The 13,629-nt window shown below is 34.2% G+C and carries 35 protein-coding genes and 1 tRNA gene; 32 read left to right on the plus strand and 4 right to left on the minus strand.

What is annotated here, in order from left to right; translation table 11 throughout:
* Positions 1 to 8: 8 nt before the first annotated feature.
* Genes A9Q68_RS08495 through A9Q68_RS08505 form a run of 3 tightly spaced genes read right to left on the minus strand, consistent with a single transcriptional unit; the run spans position 9 to position 1,494 of the window.
* Positions 9 to 707 carry a tripartite tricarboxylate transporter TctB family protein gene (locus A9Q68_RS08495; protein ID WP_240494218.1) on the minus strand — a complete coding sequence of 233 codons (699 nt, stop codon included), beginning with the start codon at positions 705 to 707 and terminating at the stop codon, positions 9 to 11.
* Between the two features lie 51 nt (positions 708 to 758).
* Positions 759 to 1,133, minus strand: coding sequence for an ImmA/IrrE family metallo-endopeptidase (locus A9Q68_RS08500; protein WP_071794280.1), 375 nt, complete (start codon positions 1,131 to 1,133; stop codon positions 759 to 761).
* Positions 1,120 to 1,494 (minus strand): helix-turn-helix domain-containing protein, encoded by a 375-nt coding sequence (locus tag A9Q68_RS08505; RefSeq protein WP_071794281.1) that lies wholly within the window; start codon positions 1,492 to 1,494, stop codon positions 1,120 to 1,122. The genes A9Q68_RS08500 and A9Q68_RS08505 overlap by 14 nt, the downstream gene beginning before the upstream one ends.
* Positions 1,495 to 1,683: 189 nt before the next feature.
* Here A9Q68_RS08505 and A9Q68_RS08510 point away from each other — a divergent pair, with 189 nt between their 5' ends.
* The 4 genes from A9Q68_RS08510 to A9Q68_RS10795 all read left to right on the plus strand — a co-directional run bounded on the left by A9Q68_RS08510 (position 1,684) and on the right by A9Q68_RS10795 (position 2,615).
* Positions 1,684 to 1,887 carry a helix-turn-helix transcriptional regulator gene (locus A9Q68_RS08510; RefSeq protein WP_071794282.1) on the plus strand — a complete coding sequence of 68 codons (204 nt, stop codon included), beginning with the start codon at positions 1,684 to 1,686 and terminating at the stop codon, positions 1,885 to 1,887.
* A 118-nt stretch (positions 1,888 to 2,005) separates the two neighbouring features.
* Entirely contained in the window at positions 2,006 to 2,182 is a 177-nt protein-coding gene (locus tag A9Q68_RS10790) for a hypothetical protein (RefSeq protein ID WP_165605232.1), read from the plus strand.
* Positions 2,179 to 2,406 (plus strand): hypothetical protein, encoded by a 228-nt coding sequence (locus tag A9Q68_RS08515; RefSeq protein ID WP_240494219.1) that lies wholly within the window; start codon positions 2,179 to 2,181, stop codon positions 2,404 to 2,406. The genes A9Q68_RS10790 and A9Q68_RS08515 overlap by 4 nt, the downstream gene beginning before the upstream one ends.
* 53 nt (positions 2,407 to 2,459) lie before the next feature.
* The gene (locus tag A9Q68_RS10795; protein ID WP_165605233.1) at positions 2,460 to 2,615 is read left to right on the plus strand and encodes a hypothetical protein; all 156 of its coding nucleotides are present in this window, start codon (positions 2,460 to 2,462) and stop codon (positions 2,613 to 2,615) included.
* Here the strand turns inward: A9Q68_RS10795 and A9Q68_RS08520 are convergent.
* Positions 2,612 to 3,184 (minus strand): hypothetical protein, encoded by a 573-nt coding sequence (locus A9Q68_RS08520; RefSeq protein ID WP_071794283.1) that lies wholly within the window; start codon positions 3,182 to 3,184, stop codon positions 2,612 to 2,614. The genes A9Q68_RS10795 and A9Q68_RS08520 overlap by 4 nt on opposite strands.
* 136 nt (positions 3,185 to 3,320) lie before the next feature.
* On the opposite strand from A9Q68_RS08520, the gene A9Q68_RS11110 reads away from it, so the two are divergent.
* From A9Q68_RS11110 to A9Q68_RS10825, 28 genes are all read left to right on the plus strand, one after another.
* Positions 3,321 to 3,614 carry a transcriptional regulator gene (locus tag A9Q68_RS11110; protein ID WP_071794525.1) on the plus strand — a complete coding sequence of 98 codons (294 nt, stop codon included), beginning with the start codon at positions 3,321 to 3,323 and terminating at the stop codon, positions 3,612 to 3,614.
* A 139-nt stretch (positions 3,615 to 3,753) separates the two neighbouring features.
* The gene (locus A9Q68_RS08530; RefSeq protein ID WP_071794284.1) at positions 3,754 to 4,113 is read left to right on the plus strand and encodes a DnaD domain-containing protein; all 360 of its coding nucleotides are present in this window, start codon (positions 3,754 to 3,756) and stop codon (positions 4,111 to 4,113) included.
* Position 4,114: 1 nt separating this feature from the next.
* On the plus strand, positions 4,115 to 4,342 hold the full coding sequence (locus A9Q68_RS08535) for a hypothetical protein (protein ID WP_071794285.1): 228 nt from the start codon (positions 4,115 to 4,117) through the stop codon (positions 4,340 to 4,342).
* A complete protein-coding gene (locus tag A9Q68_RS08540; protein ID WP_071794286.1) occupies positions 4,339 to 4,683 on the plus strand; it encodes a hypothetical protein in 345 nt (114 codons plus the stop codon). Before A9Q68_RS08535 ends, A9Q68_RS08540 begins: the two co-directional genes overlap by 4 nt.
* Positions 4,676 to 4,801 (plus strand): hypothetical protein, encoded by a 126-nt coding sequence (locus A9Q68_RS11075; protein ID WP_276204049.1) that lies wholly within the window; start codon positions 4,676 to 4,678, stop codon positions 4,799 to 4,801. The genes A9Q68_RS08540 and A9Q68_RS11075 overlap by 8 nt, the downstream gene beginning before the upstream one ends.
* Before the next feature lie 14 nt (positions 4,802 to 4,815).
* On the plus strand, positions 4,816 to 5,547 hold the full coding sequence (gene bet, locus A9Q68_RS08545; protein WP_071794287.1) for a phage recombination protein Bet: 732 nt from the start codon (positions 4,816 to 4,818) through the stop codon (positions 5,545 to 5,547).
* A gap of 12 nt (positions 5,548 to 5,559) precedes the next feature.
* Entirely contained in the window at positions 5,560 to 6,537 is a 978-nt protein-coding gene (locus tag A9Q68_RS08550) for a DUF1351 domain-containing protein (protein ID WP_071794288.1), read from the plus strand.
* Between the two features lie 170 nt (positions 6,538 to 6,707).
* Positions 6,708 to 7,100 carry a RusA family crossover junction endodeoxyribonuclease gene (locus tag A9Q68_RS08555; protein WP_071794526.1) on the plus strand — a complete coding sequence of 131 codons (393 nt, stop codon included), beginning with the start codon at positions 6,708 to 6,710 and terminating at the stop codon, positions 7,098 to 7,100.
* A complete protein-coding gene (locus A9Q68_RS10800; RefSeq protein WP_165605234.1) occupies positions 7,097 to 7,237 on the plus strand; it encodes a DUF7204 family protein in 141 nt (46 codons plus the stop codon). The genes A9Q68_RS08555 and A9Q68_RS10800 overlap by 4 nt, the downstream gene beginning before the upstream one ends.
* Before the next feature lie 14 nt (positions 7,238 to 7,251).
* On the plus strand, positions 7,252 to 7,416 hold the full coding sequence (locus A9Q68_RS10805; protein ID WP_165605235.1) for a hypothetical protein: 165 nt from the start codon (positions 7,252 to 7,254) through the stop codon (positions 7,414 to 7,416).
* The gene (locus A9Q68_RS10590; protein WP_083426050.1) at positions 7,413 to 7,772 is read left to right on the plus strand and encodes a DUF1642 domain-containing protein; all 360 of its coding nucleotides are present in this window, start codon (positions 7,413 to 7,415) and stop codon (positions 7,770 to 7,772) included. The genes A9Q68_RS10805 and A9Q68_RS10590 overlap by 4 nt, the downstream gene beginning before the upstream one ends.
* On the plus strand, positions 7,769 to 7,954 hold the full coding sequence (locus tag A9Q68_RS08565; RefSeq protein WP_071794289.1) for a hypothetical protein: 186 nt from the start codon (positions 7,769 to 7,771) through the stop codon (positions 7,952 to 7,954). The genes A9Q68_RS10590 and A9Q68_RS08565 overlap by 4 nt, the downstream gene beginning before the upstream one ends.
* 56 nt (positions 7,955 to 8,010) lie before the next feature.
* Positions 8,011 to 8,175 (plus strand): hypothetical protein, encoded by a 165-nt coding sequence (locus A9Q68_RS08570; RefSeq protein ID WP_240494234.1) that lies wholly within the window; start codon positions 8,011 to 8,013, stop codon positions 8,173 to 8,175.
* Between the two features lie 3 nt (positions 8,176 to 8,178).
* The gene (locus A9Q68_RS08575) at positions 8,179 to 8,817 is read left to right on the plus strand and encodes a DNA cytosine methyltransferase (protein ID WP_071794291.1); all 639 of its coding nucleotides are present in this window, start codon (positions 8,179 to 8,181) and stop codon (positions 8,815 to 8,817) included.
* Positions 8,818 to 8,932: 115 nt separating this feature from the next.
* Positions 8,933 to 9,076 (plus strand): hypothetical protein, encoded by a 144-nt coding sequence (locus A9Q68_RS10810; RefSeq protein WP_165605236.1) that lies wholly within the window; start codon positions 8,933 to 8,935, stop codon positions 9,074 to 9,076.
* Between the two features lie 101 nt (positions 9,077 to 9,177).
* Positions 9,178 to 9,564 (plus strand): DNA cytosine methyltransferase, encoded by a 387-nt coding sequence (locus tag A9Q68_RS08580; protein ID WP_240494220.1) that lies wholly within the window; start codon positions 9,178 to 9,180, stop codon positions 9,562 to 9,564.
* Between the two features lies 1 nt (position 9,565).
* Complete coding sequence (locus A9Q68_RS10815; RefSeq protein WP_165605237.1) at positions 9,566 to 9,739, plus strand: hypothetical protein; 174 nt, start codon at positions 9,566 to 9,568, stop codon at positions 9,737 to 9,739.
* Positions 9,739 to 9,912 (plus strand): hypothetical protein, encoded by a 174-nt coding sequence (locus tag A9Q68_RS10820; protein WP_165605238.1) that lies wholly within the window; start codon positions 9,739 to 9,741, stop codon positions 9,910 to 9,912. The genes A9Q68_RS10815 and A9Q68_RS10820 overlap by 1 nt, the downstream gene beginning before the upstream one ends.
* A complete protein-coding gene (locus tag A9Q68_RS08585; protein ID WP_071794293.1) occupies positions 9,909 to 10,496 on the plus strand; it encodes a DUF1642 domain-containing protein in 588 nt (195 codons plus the stop codon). The genes A9Q68_RS10820 and A9Q68_RS08585 overlap by 4 nt, the downstream gene beginning before the upstream one ends.
* Positions 10,493 to 10,810, plus strand: a complete 318-nt coding sequence (locus A9Q68_RS08590; RefSeq protein WP_071794294.1) for a hypothetical protein — start codon at positions 10,493 to 10,495, stop codon at positions 10,808 to 10,810. The genes A9Q68_RS08585 and A9Q68_RS08590 overlap by 4 nt, the downstream gene beginning before the upstream one ends.
* Before the next feature lie 16 nt (positions 10,811 to 10,826).
* The gene (locus A9Q68_RS08595) at positions 10,827 to 11,012 is read left to right on the plus strand and encodes a hypothetical protein (RefSeq protein ID WP_071794295.1); all 186 of its coding nucleotides are present in this window, start codon (positions 10,827 to 10,829) and stop codon (positions 11,010 to 11,012) included.
* On the plus strand, positions 11,009 to 11,254 hold the full coding sequence (locus A9Q68_RS08600; RefSeq protein ID WP_071794296.1) for a hypothetical protein: 246 nt from the start codon (positions 11,009 to 11,011) through the stop codon (positions 11,252 to 11,254). The genes A9Q68_RS08595 and A9Q68_RS08600 overlap by 4 nt, the downstream gene beginning before the upstream one ends.
* Positions 11,251 to 11,466, plus strand: coding sequence for a hypothetical protein (locus A9Q68_RS08605; protein ID WP_071794297.1), 216 nt, complete (start codon positions 11,251 to 11,253; stop codon positions 11,464 to 11,466). The genes A9Q68_RS08600 and A9Q68_RS08605 overlap by 4 nt, the downstream gene beginning before the upstream one ends.
* Complete coding sequence (locus A9Q68_RS08610) at positions 11,463 to 11,645, plus strand: hypothetical protein (protein ID WP_071794298.1); 183 nt, start codon at positions 11,463 to 11,465, stop codon at positions 11,643 to 11,645. The genes A9Q68_RS08605 and A9Q68_RS08610 overlap by 4 nt, the downstream gene beginning before the upstream one ends.
* Positions 11,642 to 12,013 carry a hypothetical protein gene (locus A9Q68_RS08615; protein WP_071794299.1) on the plus strand — a complete coding sequence of 124 codons (372 nt, stop codon included), beginning with the start codon at positions 11,642 to 11,644 and terminating at the stop codon, positions 12,011 to 12,013. The genes A9Q68_RS08610 and A9Q68_RS08615 overlap by 4 nt, the downstream gene beginning before the upstream one ends.
* A gap of 16 nt (positions 12,014 to 12,029) precedes the next feature.
* On the plus strand, positions 12,030 to 12,326 hold the full coding sequence (locus tag A9Q68_RS08620; RefSeq protein WP_071794300.1) for a hypothetical protein: 297 nt from the start codon (positions 12,030 to 12,032) through the stop codon (positions 12,324 to 12,326).
* 382 nt (positions 12,327 to 12,708) lie between these two features.
* Positions 12,709 to 13,155 (plus strand): ArpU family phage packaging/lysis transcriptional regulator, encoded by a 447-nt coding sequence (locus A9Q68_RS08625; RefSeq protein ID WP_071794301.1) that lies wholly within the window; start codon positions 12,709 to 12,711, stop codon positions 13,153 to 13,155.
* Between the two features lie 163 nt (positions 13,156 to 13,318).
* Positions 13,319 to 13,403 (plus strand) — tRNA-OTHER (locus tag A9Q68_RS10825).
* Positions 13,404 to 13,629: the final 226 nt, after the last annotated feature.

Consider the following 13,629-nt stretch of genomic DNA (forward strand, 5'->3'; position numbering starts at 1 on the left):
GGCTTTTTTTATTGACCGTAAGAATTAACTACGTATTTTGTAGACATTAGCAATGGCAATGACATCTCATTTCCCATAACTGTTTCATAAGAAGTGATGCCCATATTCATTCCATAAATAGTCACGTTGTCATCTTCTGCAATGACATCTTTATAATCATCAGCAGCAATAGCTACCAAAACAACCTGGTCATACATGTCATCTAACGCAACCCTTAAATCAACTTCTTCATCTGATTTTTGGACTTGAATAACATTACCAGTTATTTGAACACTTGTACCTAATTCAACTTTATCGTGATTCCATTCGTTGTAGTCAACGACTTGGTATTTATTAGGGTCAAATACTTCTTCACTAGAAGATGGAACTGTTTCTTTGCTAGGTTTCGTTTCTTTATTAGTAGAAGAACTATCATCAGTTTTCTTTTTCACTTCTTTTTTAGTCTCTTTTTTCACTTCTTTTTTTGAACTTGAAGATTTAGTTTTTTTATCAGTTTTAGCAACTTTCTCTTGTTTCGGTTCTGTTGTTTTTACTTCTTCTTCAGGTTTATAAATAACTAAACCGATAACAAATAATGCAAAAGTAATACCCATAGCGATTAACGATTGCTTTTTAAGCTTTTTATTTTTGCGAAGAGCCGCAATTGCACAAATTAATAAAGCTATAGGGAATCCTAACATTCCAATAGCACCTAAAAATAATCCCATTTTTCAAATCTCCTGTCAGCTTTTAGTGTGGATCAGACATTGCACATTATTTTAAATTAATTTTTTGAATTCTTCTAAAATCATTTGTTGCCCCCAAGTAGATGAAATCTTGTTAGTTTCTGCAAATTTCAACCAATTAAAATCAATTACATCATGGGTTTTCAAATATTTTTTTATAAGTTCCCTAATCATAAACCTCTCGGCTTCATTTTCAAATTTAAATAGCAGCCTGGAATATAATTCAGGATTGTGGTTAATATGACCTAACTCATGTAATATCAATCTTTCTCTTTCTTCCTTTGATAATTTATTATTTATAAATATCGTCCTCTCAGGTGGAAAGTATGCACCATCTCTTGGGAATAATTCATTATCAAAAACAATTAATCTAATTTTATATTCTTTTAAAATTTCATCTATCTGCACCGTATTTATCTCCAAAATAAACTTTAACTAAATTTTCAAATTTATCCTTTTCAGCTTCTGATAAAGGTTTTCCATCAAACATCATCGCGAAGTCTGCGATTCTTGTTAATTCAATTACTTGTTTGTCTTCATTTTCTAAGTAATTAGCAGTATCTAATCCGAGTAGATAATCTGAGGTAGTGTCCAATAAATTTGCAACTAATACTAACTTTTTACCATTAGGGAAGTTTGTTCCGCTTTCCCATTTTGAAATAGTCGCATCTGATTTATAACCAAGTTTTTTTGCTAGGTCTATTTGGCTATAACCGTTTTTAATTCTTAATTCCTTTAATCGTTCACCTCTTTGCACGTTGTTTAACATAATAGTTTCCTCTTTTTTGTTTTATCTTTATTATTTATCTTACAATTGATATTATATAGCAGACTTGATAAAAAATCAATTAAAATCAATAAAAAAACAAAAAAACTTTAAAAAAAATCAAGTTCGGTATTGACTATTGATTTTAAATCAAGTATAATAAATTTAGAAAATTAAAGAAAGGAGCAAAATATGGATGAATTAATTCCAGTAATTACTGTGAAGGAACTACGTGCAAAGGTAAATATGAACCAAGAAGAGTTCGGCAAAAGCATTGGTGTTTCAGCTCAGACAGTAGGATCGTGGGAGAAAGATATTCTTAAAATTTCTCCAGACAATCTAGTAAAGCTTTGCTTGAAGTACAAGATTAAGTCTAGTGATTTATTAGGAGTTTGATTTTTTTTACAATTTAACTTGATTTTAAATCAAGTTTACATAACAAAAAAGAGACCGACGGCAATCGGACCCTTAACAAATTATTTTATTTAATTATACCACAAAGAAAGAGGTTTAAATGCAGAAATTTTTAGTAACTCACAAAATTCATGCTGGAGCTAAATTAGCAAACGGCGAAGTAGTAAAAACTGACATTGTAATTAGTGATAAAGAATTCATGGATAACCCACCATGTATCACTAATAAAACTGTCAATTTAATTTTTAATGATTTATCTAGGAGATTTGTATCATGATTGAAAACCCTATAACTGCATTAGTAGTTTTAATCGCAATCGGCTTTGTTGCTTATATTGGCAATCGTAATAGCAACCAAAAAACGATTGAGCGGACAATGCAAACAGTAATTGACAATAACTTAGTTATTCGTAAAGTTGAAAAACCACGCAGAACAGATTTTATCGAACCTCCGACAAAAGGTTCGTGCGGCAAAGTTTGGGGCGAAGATAAACCATTTTAGGAGAATCACATTAGTAAATAAAAACTCCCATGAGGGAGTAGAAAGGAGAAGGTATGAGTCAATCATTAGTCTATCGAAAACGAGATAGAAAAGTTGGATTTGAAACGCATACTAACGATATTAGTCGAGTATACGACGAAATTATTAAAGAACGAGATAGAAATAATTTAGTCGATGTTGTAATCAGAGTAAAAAAATATATTGATTAAAAAGGTAAATCATCATCTACAATATCGAAAGATGATGCGGGTTTATTGACAGTATTTTCAATTATAGTATCGAGCTTTGAGTGTACATTGAACAAAGAAGTAGAGATTTCAGTATATGCATTTTCGTCCATTTTATCGTTGTTTTCAGAAGAAAATGGTATTGATTTTATTGTTTCTTTTAATTGTCGTTTTGCTTGTTCAATATCATCAACCTCGGTTGTAAATTCAATTGTCCTTAAAGTTGATACATCAAATGGTATTTTCTCACTTGTTTTTGTCCTGATAGGTATAAACGGTTTACCGGTAGAGTGCCTAAATCCAAACTCATAAAAAACATTTGGATTATGTTCACTCATATCAATTATTACTAAGTCTGCCGTTTTTAAATAATTAATAATTGTTTCATCTATTTTATCAGTTGCGTTAATTTTATCAGAACGAGTAACATCAAAGCCTAATTCACTACATACTGGATCAATTAAATATTTTAGAACTTTATCCGAATAACGTCTAGTTTGTGAATTTTCAGTACCAAGAGCACATACAACAAAACACGTTTTATTTTCCATAATTTAACCTCAATATTTTTATTTCAATTATACCACATAGTAAATACCCAAGACATCATTTTAGGAGGTAAAAATTTAATGCAATACATATTTCAAAAACACGACAAGTAGTTACACGGCAGTAAGCAATGAATTTATAAATGATACCAAACTAACACTTAAAGCAAAAGGTCTATTACTAGTAATATTAAGCAATAAGGATGATTGGAGAGTCTATCCTGATGAACTAGCTAAAAGGTCAAAAGATAGTATCAGAGTTGTTAGAACATGTCTTGAAGAACTTGAGAGAGAAGGATATATCAAGACTTATAAAAAATCTCTGGGGAGAGGTAAAGGTATTACACGTTATAGATTTTGTGCTGATAGAAAAATATCCGAACAAGCATATAGACAGTTGATAAGTGAACTCGAAAGTGAGTTTACAACTTAACGTTTTACAACTTTGTATTTTACAACTTTGTATTTTACAACTTTGTAAAACGTAACACTAACAATTACTAACATAACAATAAATACTAATAATAAATAAATACTAACAATAAATAAGCAGCAGCAACAAGGGGGCAACAGTGGACGAAAAAAAACTTTTTGAAAATTTCCAACAATGCTTTGGCAGATTTATGACTCCTTTTGAAATTGAAGATATTCAAAAATGGATACATGAAGACAATATGCCAATTGAAGTAATAAACATGGCTTTAAAAGAGGCGGTTGTAAATGAAAAAATTAGTTGGAAATATATCAATCAAATTTTAATTGCTTGGAATAAATCAGGCGACAATACAGTTGAGAAAGTTCAAGCACGATTAGAAGCATTTGAACTAAAAAAACAGCAAGGGGCTAAAAAGCAAACAGGGTCAAATATTCCTAGTTGGTCAAATCCTGATTACAAAGACCCTGACTTCTTAGAATTTGCGCTAGGTAAATAACATGAATGATTATCTATTCAATATGTTTTCAAAACTCATAAAAAAAGAGTTTGGAGCAGAAATTACAAGACAAGATTATGACAAATTTGTTGAGTATCGTGCAGTCAATAAAGAAATAAACGGTGTAAAGCCTGATTTTAACTGGATCAATTTATATGCATACTCAAAAGGCATGACGACAGATGAAGTCAACAAAATCAGATACGAAAGAATGAGGAAAGTGATTTGAAATTAAAAGATAAATTAACGAGTTTAGAATTGCGGTTTTTCTGTTTTATTCCTCACGGAATGGAACATCCACGCCCAAGAAAAGAGTTTGAGCGAGTTTTTGGAATGAGCAAACGGCAAGTTGAGAAAACTGTCGAGTCGCTTATTCACAAAGGAATTCCAGTATGTGCCATTAAAGAAAAAGACGGTGGATACTTTATTCCAGACAATGAAGAAGAACGACAAATAGGTTTAAGACCTAACAAAAGTCAAATTGAAACAACAAAAAAACGTATAAAAGCAGTTGAATCAGTTGACCTGAACAATTTCAGAGCAATTGCAGAGGATTTGAGACATGGATAGAGGACTATTTGGAACTTTTGATTATGACCGTGATTACATGCAGCCACCAGTCGAAGATGAAGAATTCAATGATGAATATTACTGGAATGGCCTTGAATGGGTTAAATACACAGATTGAAGGAGAGAATAAAAATGACAAATGAAGTGACGAAACAAGCAAAAGGGGACTTTCTAACAAATCCGCAAGCATTAACTGGAAGTATTATCAGAAAGTATCTTGATCCACAAGGAAAAGCAAGCGAAGAAGAATTGGCTTACTTTATTGCGACTTGTAAAGAACGTAATTTGAACCCATTCACTAAAGAAGTTTACTTTATCAAGTATGGTACAAATCCAGCTCAGATTGTAGTATCAAAAGACGCATTTATGAAACGTGCTGAACAAAACCAAAACTTTGACGGATTTGAAGCTGGTGTAGTCATAATCAATGACGGAGAACTTCAACACATAACAGGAACTATCTTACCACCTAATGCAACATTAGTTGGCGGTTGGGCAAAAGTTTACCGTAAAGACAGAAAGTTCCCAATCGAAGCTGACGCCGATTTTAAAGCATACAATACTGGAAAATCCATGTGGGCGAAAATGCCAGCATTGATGATCCGTAAAGTTGCCCTTGTATCAGCAATGCGTGAAGCGTTCTCTGAAAATGTTGGCGGTCTATATACTACTGACGAAATGGGACAAAATGACCCAATTGACGTAACGTCATCTGAAAGTCAGGAAGAAGTGAAAGCTCGCAAAATGAAGGAAATCGAGTTATATAATCAGCAACAAGCTGACCCAGTAATTGACGAGCAACAACCTGACTTATTCCAAACGTCTGAACAAATATCGGACGAAGACCTACCATTCACGGTATAGAAAGGGCAAAACATGGCGATTAAAGAAGCTGAAAAAGTAAATGCCCTAGATAGCATTGAAATCAATTACACTCCGGCCGTTGTTTCATTCAATGACTTTGAAGCATTTGAAAAAGGTGTTGAAGAAGCAGTTGCTAGGTATAGCACATTCGACCTTGAAGTCAACACGATTGAAGAAGTCAAGCAAGCCAGGACAGAGCTGAATGCTCTTGATAAAAAATTAGAAGATAGGCGCAAGGAAATCAAGAGAGAAATCAATGATCCTTACGCAAAATTTGAAAATCAGTACAAAGTACCATATCAAAAACTTAAAAACCTCATTTCTGAGCTTAAAAATCAAATTGACGGTTATGAAGAAAACCAAAAAATGCTCCGAAAGGACAAAGTCAAGCACTATTTCTATGAAAAAGCTGAAGAAGCTAATCTAAATAAAGAGGTCTTCGATAAATATCTTGACCAATTTGTTAAAGCAACAGACTTCACACCAACTTTCAACTTTAAAAAATCAACTCAAGACAAACTTGATGAAATTATTATTGATGAAATCAAAAAGCAAGACCAACGTGACGCAGACCTAATTGCAATAACTGACCTATGTGCCAAGAATAACTTAGGTCCGGCAAGCTATATCAGACAATATGACAATGGCGCTTCACTTGCTGAGATTTTAGGTCTTATCAATCGAGACATTGACGAAATTAAGCGAACTCGTGAATTGAATGAAGCTAAGCGTATCGCAGACGAAAAAGCAATGATTGAGCGTCAGGCAGCTATTGAAGCGCAAGCCAAGGAAATTGCTGGAACGACTATCAAAGCTGTAAATCAAGAAACTGGGGAGATTTTAGAACGAACAGTTGAAACAGAAATCGTTAAATACGAAACAACAATCAAATTCATTATGAATCTTGAGCAGGCTAAAAATTTCAAATCATTCTTGGACGAAAATGATTTTGAATTTGAAACGCTAGTAGGCATGAAAAGGGTAAATTAACTAATTTATTGCAAAGTGAAGCTCGGCCTTTGCAGTAATAATATTTTCCGAGCAAGAAAGGAAATTCTTGTCTATCGTCAGATTAACAGGACTGATGATATAAAGAGTTTTGCACCCGTCCAAGCCGTATGCTCACACATAAGTGGGCGGGTGTGATTTTAAGTGAAAGTATGAAATATGAATTTATTTTAGAAAATACAAAACAAAGAAAAGAAATGCTTTCAAGTAATGATCGTTTACATTTTAGAAAATCAGCACCAATTACAAAGTATTTAAGGAGACTTGCAAAACTAACTGCTAACAAAGCTATTAACAAAAACGAGCCATTTTCAAAGAATAAGCCTTGTAGCGTGTCTGTGACGGTGTTTTCTCCTACTAACCGTAGATTTGACCCTCCGAATACTTACCCTACCTTAAAAGCGATTTTAGACGGCTTTACAGACGCTGGAATTTGGGAAGACGATAACTTCGAAGTTATCAAATCGTTGTCGTTTGAATATGGTGGTTTAAGTGGCGTTAAAGACAAATACAAATTTGAGATAGAAATAGAGGAACTTTTATGAATTACACAGTAACAGTTTACGTTGACAACGTTATCCAAGAGACCCAATATGTTGAGTCTCACTTTAAAGCACGATTTGCACAGTTAGAGCTTCGCAAGAAGTATCCAGCAGCACGAATTGAAATTGACGAGGTATAAAAATGAGTAAAAACATGACAATAAAATGGCTTGTAGTAGTCCGCGAATGGGGCGGGTGGTTTAAAGAAAAAGAGGTTCCACACTACTTTCCAACTTTTGGAGAAGCAATTGATTTTTTCAATGAATTACCAAAGAACAAAAAGAAAGATTATCCAGTTATGGTTGAGGTTCCAGAATGATTAAGTTGACGAGAGAAGATAATAGTTGGTTGAAATGTATGTGGATAAGCAAAACTTCAACTAACGATAAGAAACTTAGAGCGATTGAAGTTTTCTCAAAAAGAAAAGACATCAGTTCTGATAGAAAACTTGCAGTCACACAAGCCATCATAGACGGTGAATGGGAAGTGGAAGATCAGTTGTATTATGTGAAGTTTGTAGATAGCGAAAATGGTTATTTTAATATACACCCTAACGGAAACCCAATTGTAGCAAGTAACTTGGAAGATTTTGGTTACAAAACGCAATTCACACTAGCTGAAGTTGAAGCTATTGACCCACGTTATTTGGATTTTTTGGAGGAAGTTGAAGAATGAAGAAATATATGATTATAAATACGCAAGAAGGATTTTGCGACGGAATTGAATTTACTTGTAAAAATAATGAAGACCCTGAATTGGTAGCAGAGGGAGTTCTTGAAAGCTATGGATATAGTGAGTTCTGCGACGACAACGGATATTATAGCTACAATTTTGATTTACGAGAGGTTTACGAATGAGAAATAGTTTTTGGTTATGGCTCAATGCTATCTTGGTCGGTTTGCTAGTAGGTATGATGGTTACATGTAGTAATGTCAACAAGGAAAATGTGCAATTAAAACAACGTAATGACGGACTACACAAACAACTCACACGCACGCAATATCAGCTTAAAAAAGTAAGTGAAGAATCAGCTGATAAGACTGCTAGAATTTCAGAACTTACTGGAAATGGGGGATAGGGGATGATTAGAGTATTCGAAGCCTTTTCAGGAATAGGCACGCAACGCATGGCATTAAGAAATTTAGGCATTGAACATGAAGTGGTAGCAATTGCAGAAATAGATAAATATGCTTTGAAAAGTTATGAGGCAATTCATGGAGATTGTCCAAATTTAGGGGATATTTCTAAAATTGACCCAACTGATATTCCTGACCATGATTTATTCACTTATAGTTTTCCATGTCAAGATATTTCAGTTGCTGGAAAACAAGCTGGACTTGATATGAACAGTGGAACAAGGTCAGGGCTTCTTTGGGAATGTCAAAAAGTAATAGCTGCTAAAAAACCAAAATATCTATTGATGGAAAACGTTAAAAATTTGGTTGGTAAAAAACATAAGCCTAATTTTGACAAATGGCTAGAGTGGCTAGAAAGTCAAGGTTATACAAACTATTGGCAAGTATTAAATGCAAAAGATTTTGGTGTACCTCAAAACAGGGAGCGTGTGTTTTGTGTCTCAATTTTAGGTAATCATGAACCTTATGTTTTCCCTGAAAAACAAGAGCTGACTATCAGATTAAAAGATGTTTTGGATGATGAAGTAGATGAAAAATATTATCTTAGCAAAGAAAGAGTTGATGAATTGACATGGAATGTATAAGACAACTGATGAGATATGACACAAAAACAAGAAAAAACTCAAATAGATTTAGAGTATATGATGTTGACGGACTAGCGCCAACCTTAGGCGGCATGCAAGGAGGTGGCAGAGAACCATGGATACTAACAGAATTATAGTTATTGCAAATACAAACGGGAGATACGAGGAGAGCAATAGAGTTTATTCTTCAGAAGGAATAGTATCTACTTTAGCAGCTAGAGATTACAAAGGACCTAAATTAATTGCAATTAAAAATTAAAAACGCAACAAAAACAGGGTATCTAATAGCCAACGAGGGGGATGGCATTGATACTGCATATCCTTTTAGTAAAACAAGAAGAGGGAGAGTGCAAAAAAAGCATGGCACATACAATAACGACAGATGACAGTAAGGGTGTTGTAATTGGAACGATTTATACTAATGTATCAAAACGATTTCAGGGAGGAGTTTACAAAAATTTGAGTAGAACTGTCAAAGCTAATAAACATGATTTATCAGTAGTTATTGGAGCAAGTAACACAATTACTACTGTCCAAAAAGATAACTATGCAGTAGAATTGCCAGAATACCGCATTCGCAAACTAACACCAAATGAGTGTTGGCGCTTGATGGGGTGCAGTGATGAAGACTTCAAAAAAGCTGAACAAGTAAATAGTAACAGTCAGCTATACAAGCAGGCAGGAAACGCGATTGTGGTTGATGTGCTAGAGGCTATTTTTAGCCAACTGTTTTTAAACGAGGTATAGCATGAACGAATTTAGAAGATTACACATCCTAAAACATGCACTTGAACACTACATTGAACGTGACGGTGCAAGTGAAAAAGACATAAACCAAGAAAAACGAGTGTTGGCAGATGTGGTAGATGACATTGAAATATTTAAAGAACGTATTAACTCAGGTTGCGGAGGTGGTTACTGATGAACGGATTTAAAGTTAAAGATTTACATAAGGTGCTAGCTAAGGTCGATCCCGAGTTAGAAGTTTGGATAAATGAACAAGATACCAAAATTATTACCAAGGCTAAAAACGTAATGACTTGGAATGAGCATTCCGATAAGTTTTTTATCAATATTAAAAGAGGTAGCAAATGAAGATTGAAGAATATGAATTAGGCCAAAAAGTGTCATTATATGGAATTATTGAAGAAATAAATATTGAAGATATATACGATAAAGAAAACACAACTACTTTATCAATAAAAACTGTCACAGGAAAAATACACGTAAACCCTAAATGGGAAGAAGTGAAACTCGACCAACCAAAACCAGTGGTACCACAATGTGCTATTGATTGGGTTGACAATTCAAGAGAACGTGATTATGAATTTGACGAATGGTTTGACCCCGACAACCAGCCGCTGGAAGTGTACAAATGGTTAAACTGTAAAAACAAAAGACAGGCAGATATTAATGCACTTGCACTTGTTACGTTAATTGTAAATGGTCCTGATGCCGTCACAGTCGAAAAAGAGAAGTTGTATACAGTGGAAATACCAAATCCGAATGGCTCTTTATTCAAACGTTTTGTTCTTTGTAAATATAATGATAACGGAGTATTTATTAATTGTATTAACGACCATAGTTGGAAAATCCGAGACAAATTCCAACTAACCGAATCAGAAATCCGCAAAGATTTTGATTGGGCGTGGCAATTTGCGAAAGAGGTGACGGAATGAGCTTATTTGATGAAGTAAAAGAATTGGGTGATGAAAGCCACGCAAAATGGTTTAATCGGCATTTCGATAAATATAACATTGAAGCAAAAATCAAAAAATCAGCTATGAAAGGGTACAACGCCTATCGTATCAATATTGAAAAAGAGCCTGATAAATATCTTGCAAAAAGATTGGGAGATAAAAGGACAATTGATCTGCTTAAAAATCGACTTGGTGAAGGCTTCAAAGTCAAAATCTCAGAAACAAAGTCAACTTATACTATTTTTGGGAATCATATAATTTTAGATAGATTCATTCTTATTTCGTGGGGATAAAGGAAGAGGTGACGGAATGAAAGAGTGTAAATTAAGTAACAAAATACCAAAGTATGGATTTTCAGTTGACGGTTTGAATTTTGAACCATTATCAAGCGAAGTGTCACATGATATATCTACTCCAGAAATGGTAACTATTCCAAAAAGTGAGTATGAATTACTAATAGAGATCAAAGATTATTTTATAGGAGGTAACGAATGAATGAACCAGATTGGGTAGGAGCGGTTATAGTCAGTGAGACAGAAACTGATTACACGTTTAAAAACCTAAAAGAATATGTTAACGGTCAGAAGGTAGGACCCGAAACAATCGATGTACCGAAAACAATTGCTAAAGACATCTTGTTGAATAATCACAATTATCAGCGTGATTGTTTAATCAGCAAAGAAAAATCAATGGAGAAGTATCCAGATAATGTTTGGGTATCAGTGAGGGAATTATGACATACAACTTATATTATTGTGACGATGCAGAACGCATCTTAAAAGGCGGCTTTGAAACTAAGGAACAAGCAATCCAAGGATTCCATGACGTGTGCCGTAACGAGTTTAAATTTGGTGCATATGGATTTGACTTAGTAGAGGATAAAAACGTCACACGGATTGATTACGGTGGAAATAAACATTGGTTTGAGATTGAAGAGGTGGAGGGGTGAAAGAATTTAGAGTTAAAGCAGAATATAAAGGATTTGAACTAGAAAAAGTTATCGAATCTAAAAATGAACACCACGCAGTATTGGACTTCTTAAATAAAGTAGAAGAATTGATTAAATATATAACTAAATCAGATTTACAAAAAGAAATTAATATATATTACGTAGGAGAATTTGTATGAACGAACTAATTAAACCGCTAGCAAAAATTTTAGACATATCAGCTAACGAACTAGAGAAAATTGTAAGCAGTCTGAACATGAATGCACCACAGATTTATGAGCGGTTGTTACACGAATGGCAGTGGTATAGATTTTTACAATCGATATCATGGTTAGGTGCATTAGTAATACCTTTGTTATTTATTCTTTTGTGGGCGTCTGTAAGTTTAGAAGTAGGTATGGATTTTAATAACGATATCACGAAAGAAAAAGCAATGCTAAAAAATACAAGTATATTGACAGTTATTATTATTGTTGTTTGGTGCATAACCAGAGCATTAATTCCTGTTCTAGCACCACATATTGACCTGATCATGCAACTGAAATAAGTAAAGGGGAATTTAAATGAAAGAAAAACAAATCGGAACAAAGTTTTTAATAATGATTTCATTAACACCAGCTATGTTATTTATTGAAGGTCTAACCCTAAAATACGGATGGAATAATTTGCTAACTACAATTGGTAATATCCCACAAATCACAGTCATACAAGCTATTGCTATTAGTTCTGTATTTGGATATTTGTTCCCGTCACAAGCTCTCAAGAGAGAAGAACTTACTTTATTAGAATCTGTACTAACAGTATTGATGAAAGCGATGATGTACATGATTATTTTCTATATCTTAACGCTATTTGTATAACCAACAACGGTATCACGAGCGTTCGACTCGCTCGGTTGGTATTAACCGAAAATAAAAAAGAAAAGAGGTACTCTCTCTCAAATTTTTCAATACAAATCTAAAGCAGTTATCGGTTACTGTGATTCTTCAAGGCGACTGGTAAATTCTACGGATCGTTCGCCTGTCCGAAATAAATAGAAAGAGAGGTAAATCCTAAAGAGTTAGTTTTTATCTATTGTAAATTCTTGATCGTGGCCTGGTGGGAAGTTTTGTTCCTTTACATAAAACAGAAAAGAGGTGTTAAAATTTCTCCTTACAAAGCCAGGGCACGAAAAAAGGGAACGTCACGAGACGCCCCGATTGTTAAAGCTACTAATACTATTATAACATATCGGAGGCAAATATCGTGTTTTTTCCTGAAATTGACGTCAAAATGACGAAATCTAATGCAAAACGCAAGTTGAGAGAATATCCACGTTGGCGACGAATTGCCAATGATGTTGACAACCAAAAAATAACTGCTACATATTCTTTTGAACCAAGACAACCACATGGTTCTCCTAGCAAGCCAGTAGAACGTTTGGCCATTAATAGGGTTGACGCTGAAAGCGAGCTAGAAGCTATTGAGTGGGCAGTTAGTAATATACTGGAACCTGATAGACGGCGGATTCTTTATGATAAATTTTTAAATCCTTATAAAAAATCTGACAAGGTAATTTATAGCGAAATGAACTATTCAGAAAAATTATACTATGATACACTAGACGGAGCTTTACTATCTTTCTCTGAATTGTATAGAGAAGGTGCTCTTATTCAGACAATACACAGAAAAAACGCAGATTTTGGATAGTAAATCGATAGTAAATAGGTGTTTAAATCTGATATTATAGTATTATCGAGATAGCAAGAAGACGCATTCATTTTACCTACTAGGTTCCATTTTGTTGAAACTCCAACTTTAACTTTAGCAGAACTTGCATTTTGATGTGTATGGTACCCCAACGGGAACCAGTTGAGATATGTCCGAGAGTGGTTTATTCGGGACTCGTAAGAGGTGTGGTTGTAATGGCCCCGCAGGTTCGAATCCTGCTATCTCAATAGAGGTTAATTGAAAGTGATAAATCCCTTAGGTTTGACTCCTTAAAATAATTCACTGTAGGAATATAGAGTCCCGAATGGAAAGGTGCTAGCGTATGGCCACGTTTGGCGCAAACAACGTCACTGTGTCGGTTCGATTCCGACTGTTCCTATAAAAGCGTGCCATGGCAATAAGGTTCGATTCCTTATTATGTTGATAGCTCAACATTGAGGCGTGGTGGTTCGA

Source organism: Streptococcus bovimastitidis (assembly GCF_001885095.1).
GTDB lineage: Bacteria > Bacillota > Bacilli > Lactobacillales > Streptococcaceae > Streptococcus > Streptococcus bovimastitidis.

Bases quoted from the DNA above. Each gene is read 5' to 3' on its own strand.
- A9Q68_RS08585 (WP_071794293.1), top strand. From the start codon at position 9,909: ATGAAGATTGAAGAATATGAATTAGGCCAAAAAGTGTCATTATATGGA.
- A9Q68_RS10805 (WP_165605235.1), top strand. From the start codon at position 7,252: ATGACAATAAAATGGCTTGTAGTAGTCCGCGAATGGGGCGGGTGGTTT.
- A9Q68_RS08580 (WP_240494220.1), top strand. From the start codon at position 9,178: ATGGCACATACAATAACGACAGATGACAGTAAGGGTGTTGTAATTGGA.
- A9Q68_RS10590 (WP_083426050.1), top strand. From the start codon at position 7,413: ATGATTAAGTTGACGAGAGAAGATAATAGTTGGTTGAAATGTATGTGG.
- A9Q68_RS08615 (WP_071794299.1), top strand. From the start codon at position 11,642: ATGAACGAACTAATTAAACCGCTAGCAAAAATTTTAGACATATCAGCT.
- A9Q68_RS08495 (WP_240494218.1), bottom strand. From the start codon at position 707: ATGGGATTATTTTTAGGTGCTATTGGAATGTTAGGATTCCCTATAGCT.
- A9Q68_RS10815 (WP_165605237.1), top strand. From the start codon at position 9,566: ATGAACGAATTTAGAAGATTACACATCCTAAAACATGCACTTGAACAC.
- A9Q68_RS10800 (WP_165605234.1), top strand. From the start codon at position 7,097: ATGAATTACACAGTAACAGTTTACGTTGACAACGTTATCCAAGAGACC.
- A9Q68_RS08515 (WP_240494219.1), top strand. From the start codon at position 2,179: ATGATTGAAAACCCTATAACTGCATTAGTAGTTTTAATCGCAATCGGC.
- A9Q68_RS08535 (WP_071794285.1), top strand. From the start codon at position 4,115: ATGAATGATTATCTATTCAATATGTTTTCAAAACTCATAAAAAAAGAG.
- A9Q68_RS10795 (WP_165605233.1), top strand. From the start codon at position 2,460: ATGAGTCAATCATTAGTCTATCGAAAACGAGATAGAAAAGTTGGATTT.
- A9Q68_RS08505 (WP_071794281.1), bottom strand. From the start codon at position 1,494: ATGTTAAACAACGTGCAAAGAGGTGAACGATTAAAGGAATTAAGAATT.
- A9Q68_RS08565 (WP_071794289.1), top strand. From the start codon at position 7,769: ATGAAGAAATATATGATTATAAATACGCAAGAAGGATTTTGCGACGGA.
- A9Q68_RS08595 (WP_071794295.1), top strand. From the start codon at position 10,827: ATGAAAGAGTGTAAATTAAGTAACAAAATACCAAAGTATGGATTTTCA.
- A9Q68_RS08620 (WP_071794300.1), top strand. From the start codon at position 12,030: ATGAAAGAAAAACAAATCGGAACAAAGTTTTTAATAATGATTTCATTA.
- bet (WP_071794287.1), top strand. From the start codon at position 4,816: ATGACAAATGAAGTGACGAAACAAGCAAAAGGGGACTTTCTAACAAAT.
- A9Q68_RS08575 (WP_071794291.1), top strand. From the start codon at position 8,179: ATGATTAGAGTATTCGAAGCCTTTTCAGGAATAGGCACGCAACGCATG.
- A9Q68_RS08550 (WP_071794288.1), top strand. From the start codon at position 5,560: ATGGCGATTAAAGAAGCTGAAAAAGTAAATGCCCTAGATAGCATTGAA.
- A9Q68_RS11075 (WP_276204049.1), top strand. From the start codon at position 4,676: ATGGATAGAGGACTATTTGGAACTTTTGATTATGACCGTGATTACATG.
- A9Q68_RS08590 (WP_071794294.1), top strand. From the start codon at position 10,493: ATGAGCTTATTTGATGAAGTAAAAGAATTGGGTGATGAAAGCCACGCA.
- A9Q68_RS10820 (WP_165605238.1), top strand. From the start codon at position 9,739: ATGAACGGATTTAAAGTTAAAGATTTACATAAGGTGCTAGCTAAGGTC.
- A9Q68_RS08600 (WP_071794296.1), top strand. From the start codon at position 11,009: ATGAATGAACCAGATTGGGTAGGAGCGGTTATAGTCAGTGAGACAGAA.
- A9Q68_RS08520 (WP_071794283.1), bottom strand. From the start codon at position 3,184: ATGGAAAATAAAACGTGTTTTGTTGTATGTGCTCTTGGTACTGAAAAT.
- A9Q68_RS08510 (WP_071794282.1), top strand. From the start codon at position 1,684: ATGGATGAATTAATTCCAGTAATTACTGTGAAGGAACTACGTGCAAAG.
- A9Q68_RS10790 (WP_165605232.1), top strand. From the start codon at position 2,006: ATGCAGAAATTTTTAGTAACTCACAAAATTCATGCTGGAGCTAAATTA.
- A9Q68_RS08570 (WP_240494234.1), top strand. From the start codon at position 8,011: ATGGTTACATGTAGTAATGTCAACAAGGAAAATGTGCAATTAAAACAA.
- A9Q68_RS10810 (WP_165605236.1), top strand. From the start codon at position 8,933: ATGGATACTAACAGAATTATAGTTATTGCAAATACAAACGGGAGATAC.
- A9Q68_RS08555 (WP_071794526.1), top strand. From the start codon at position 6,708: ATGAAATATGAATTTATTTTAGAAAATACAAAACAAAGAAAAGAAATG.
- A9Q68_RS08605 (WP_071794297.1), top strand. From the start codon at position 11,251: ATGACATACAACTTATATTATTGTGACGATGCAGAACGCATCTTAAAA.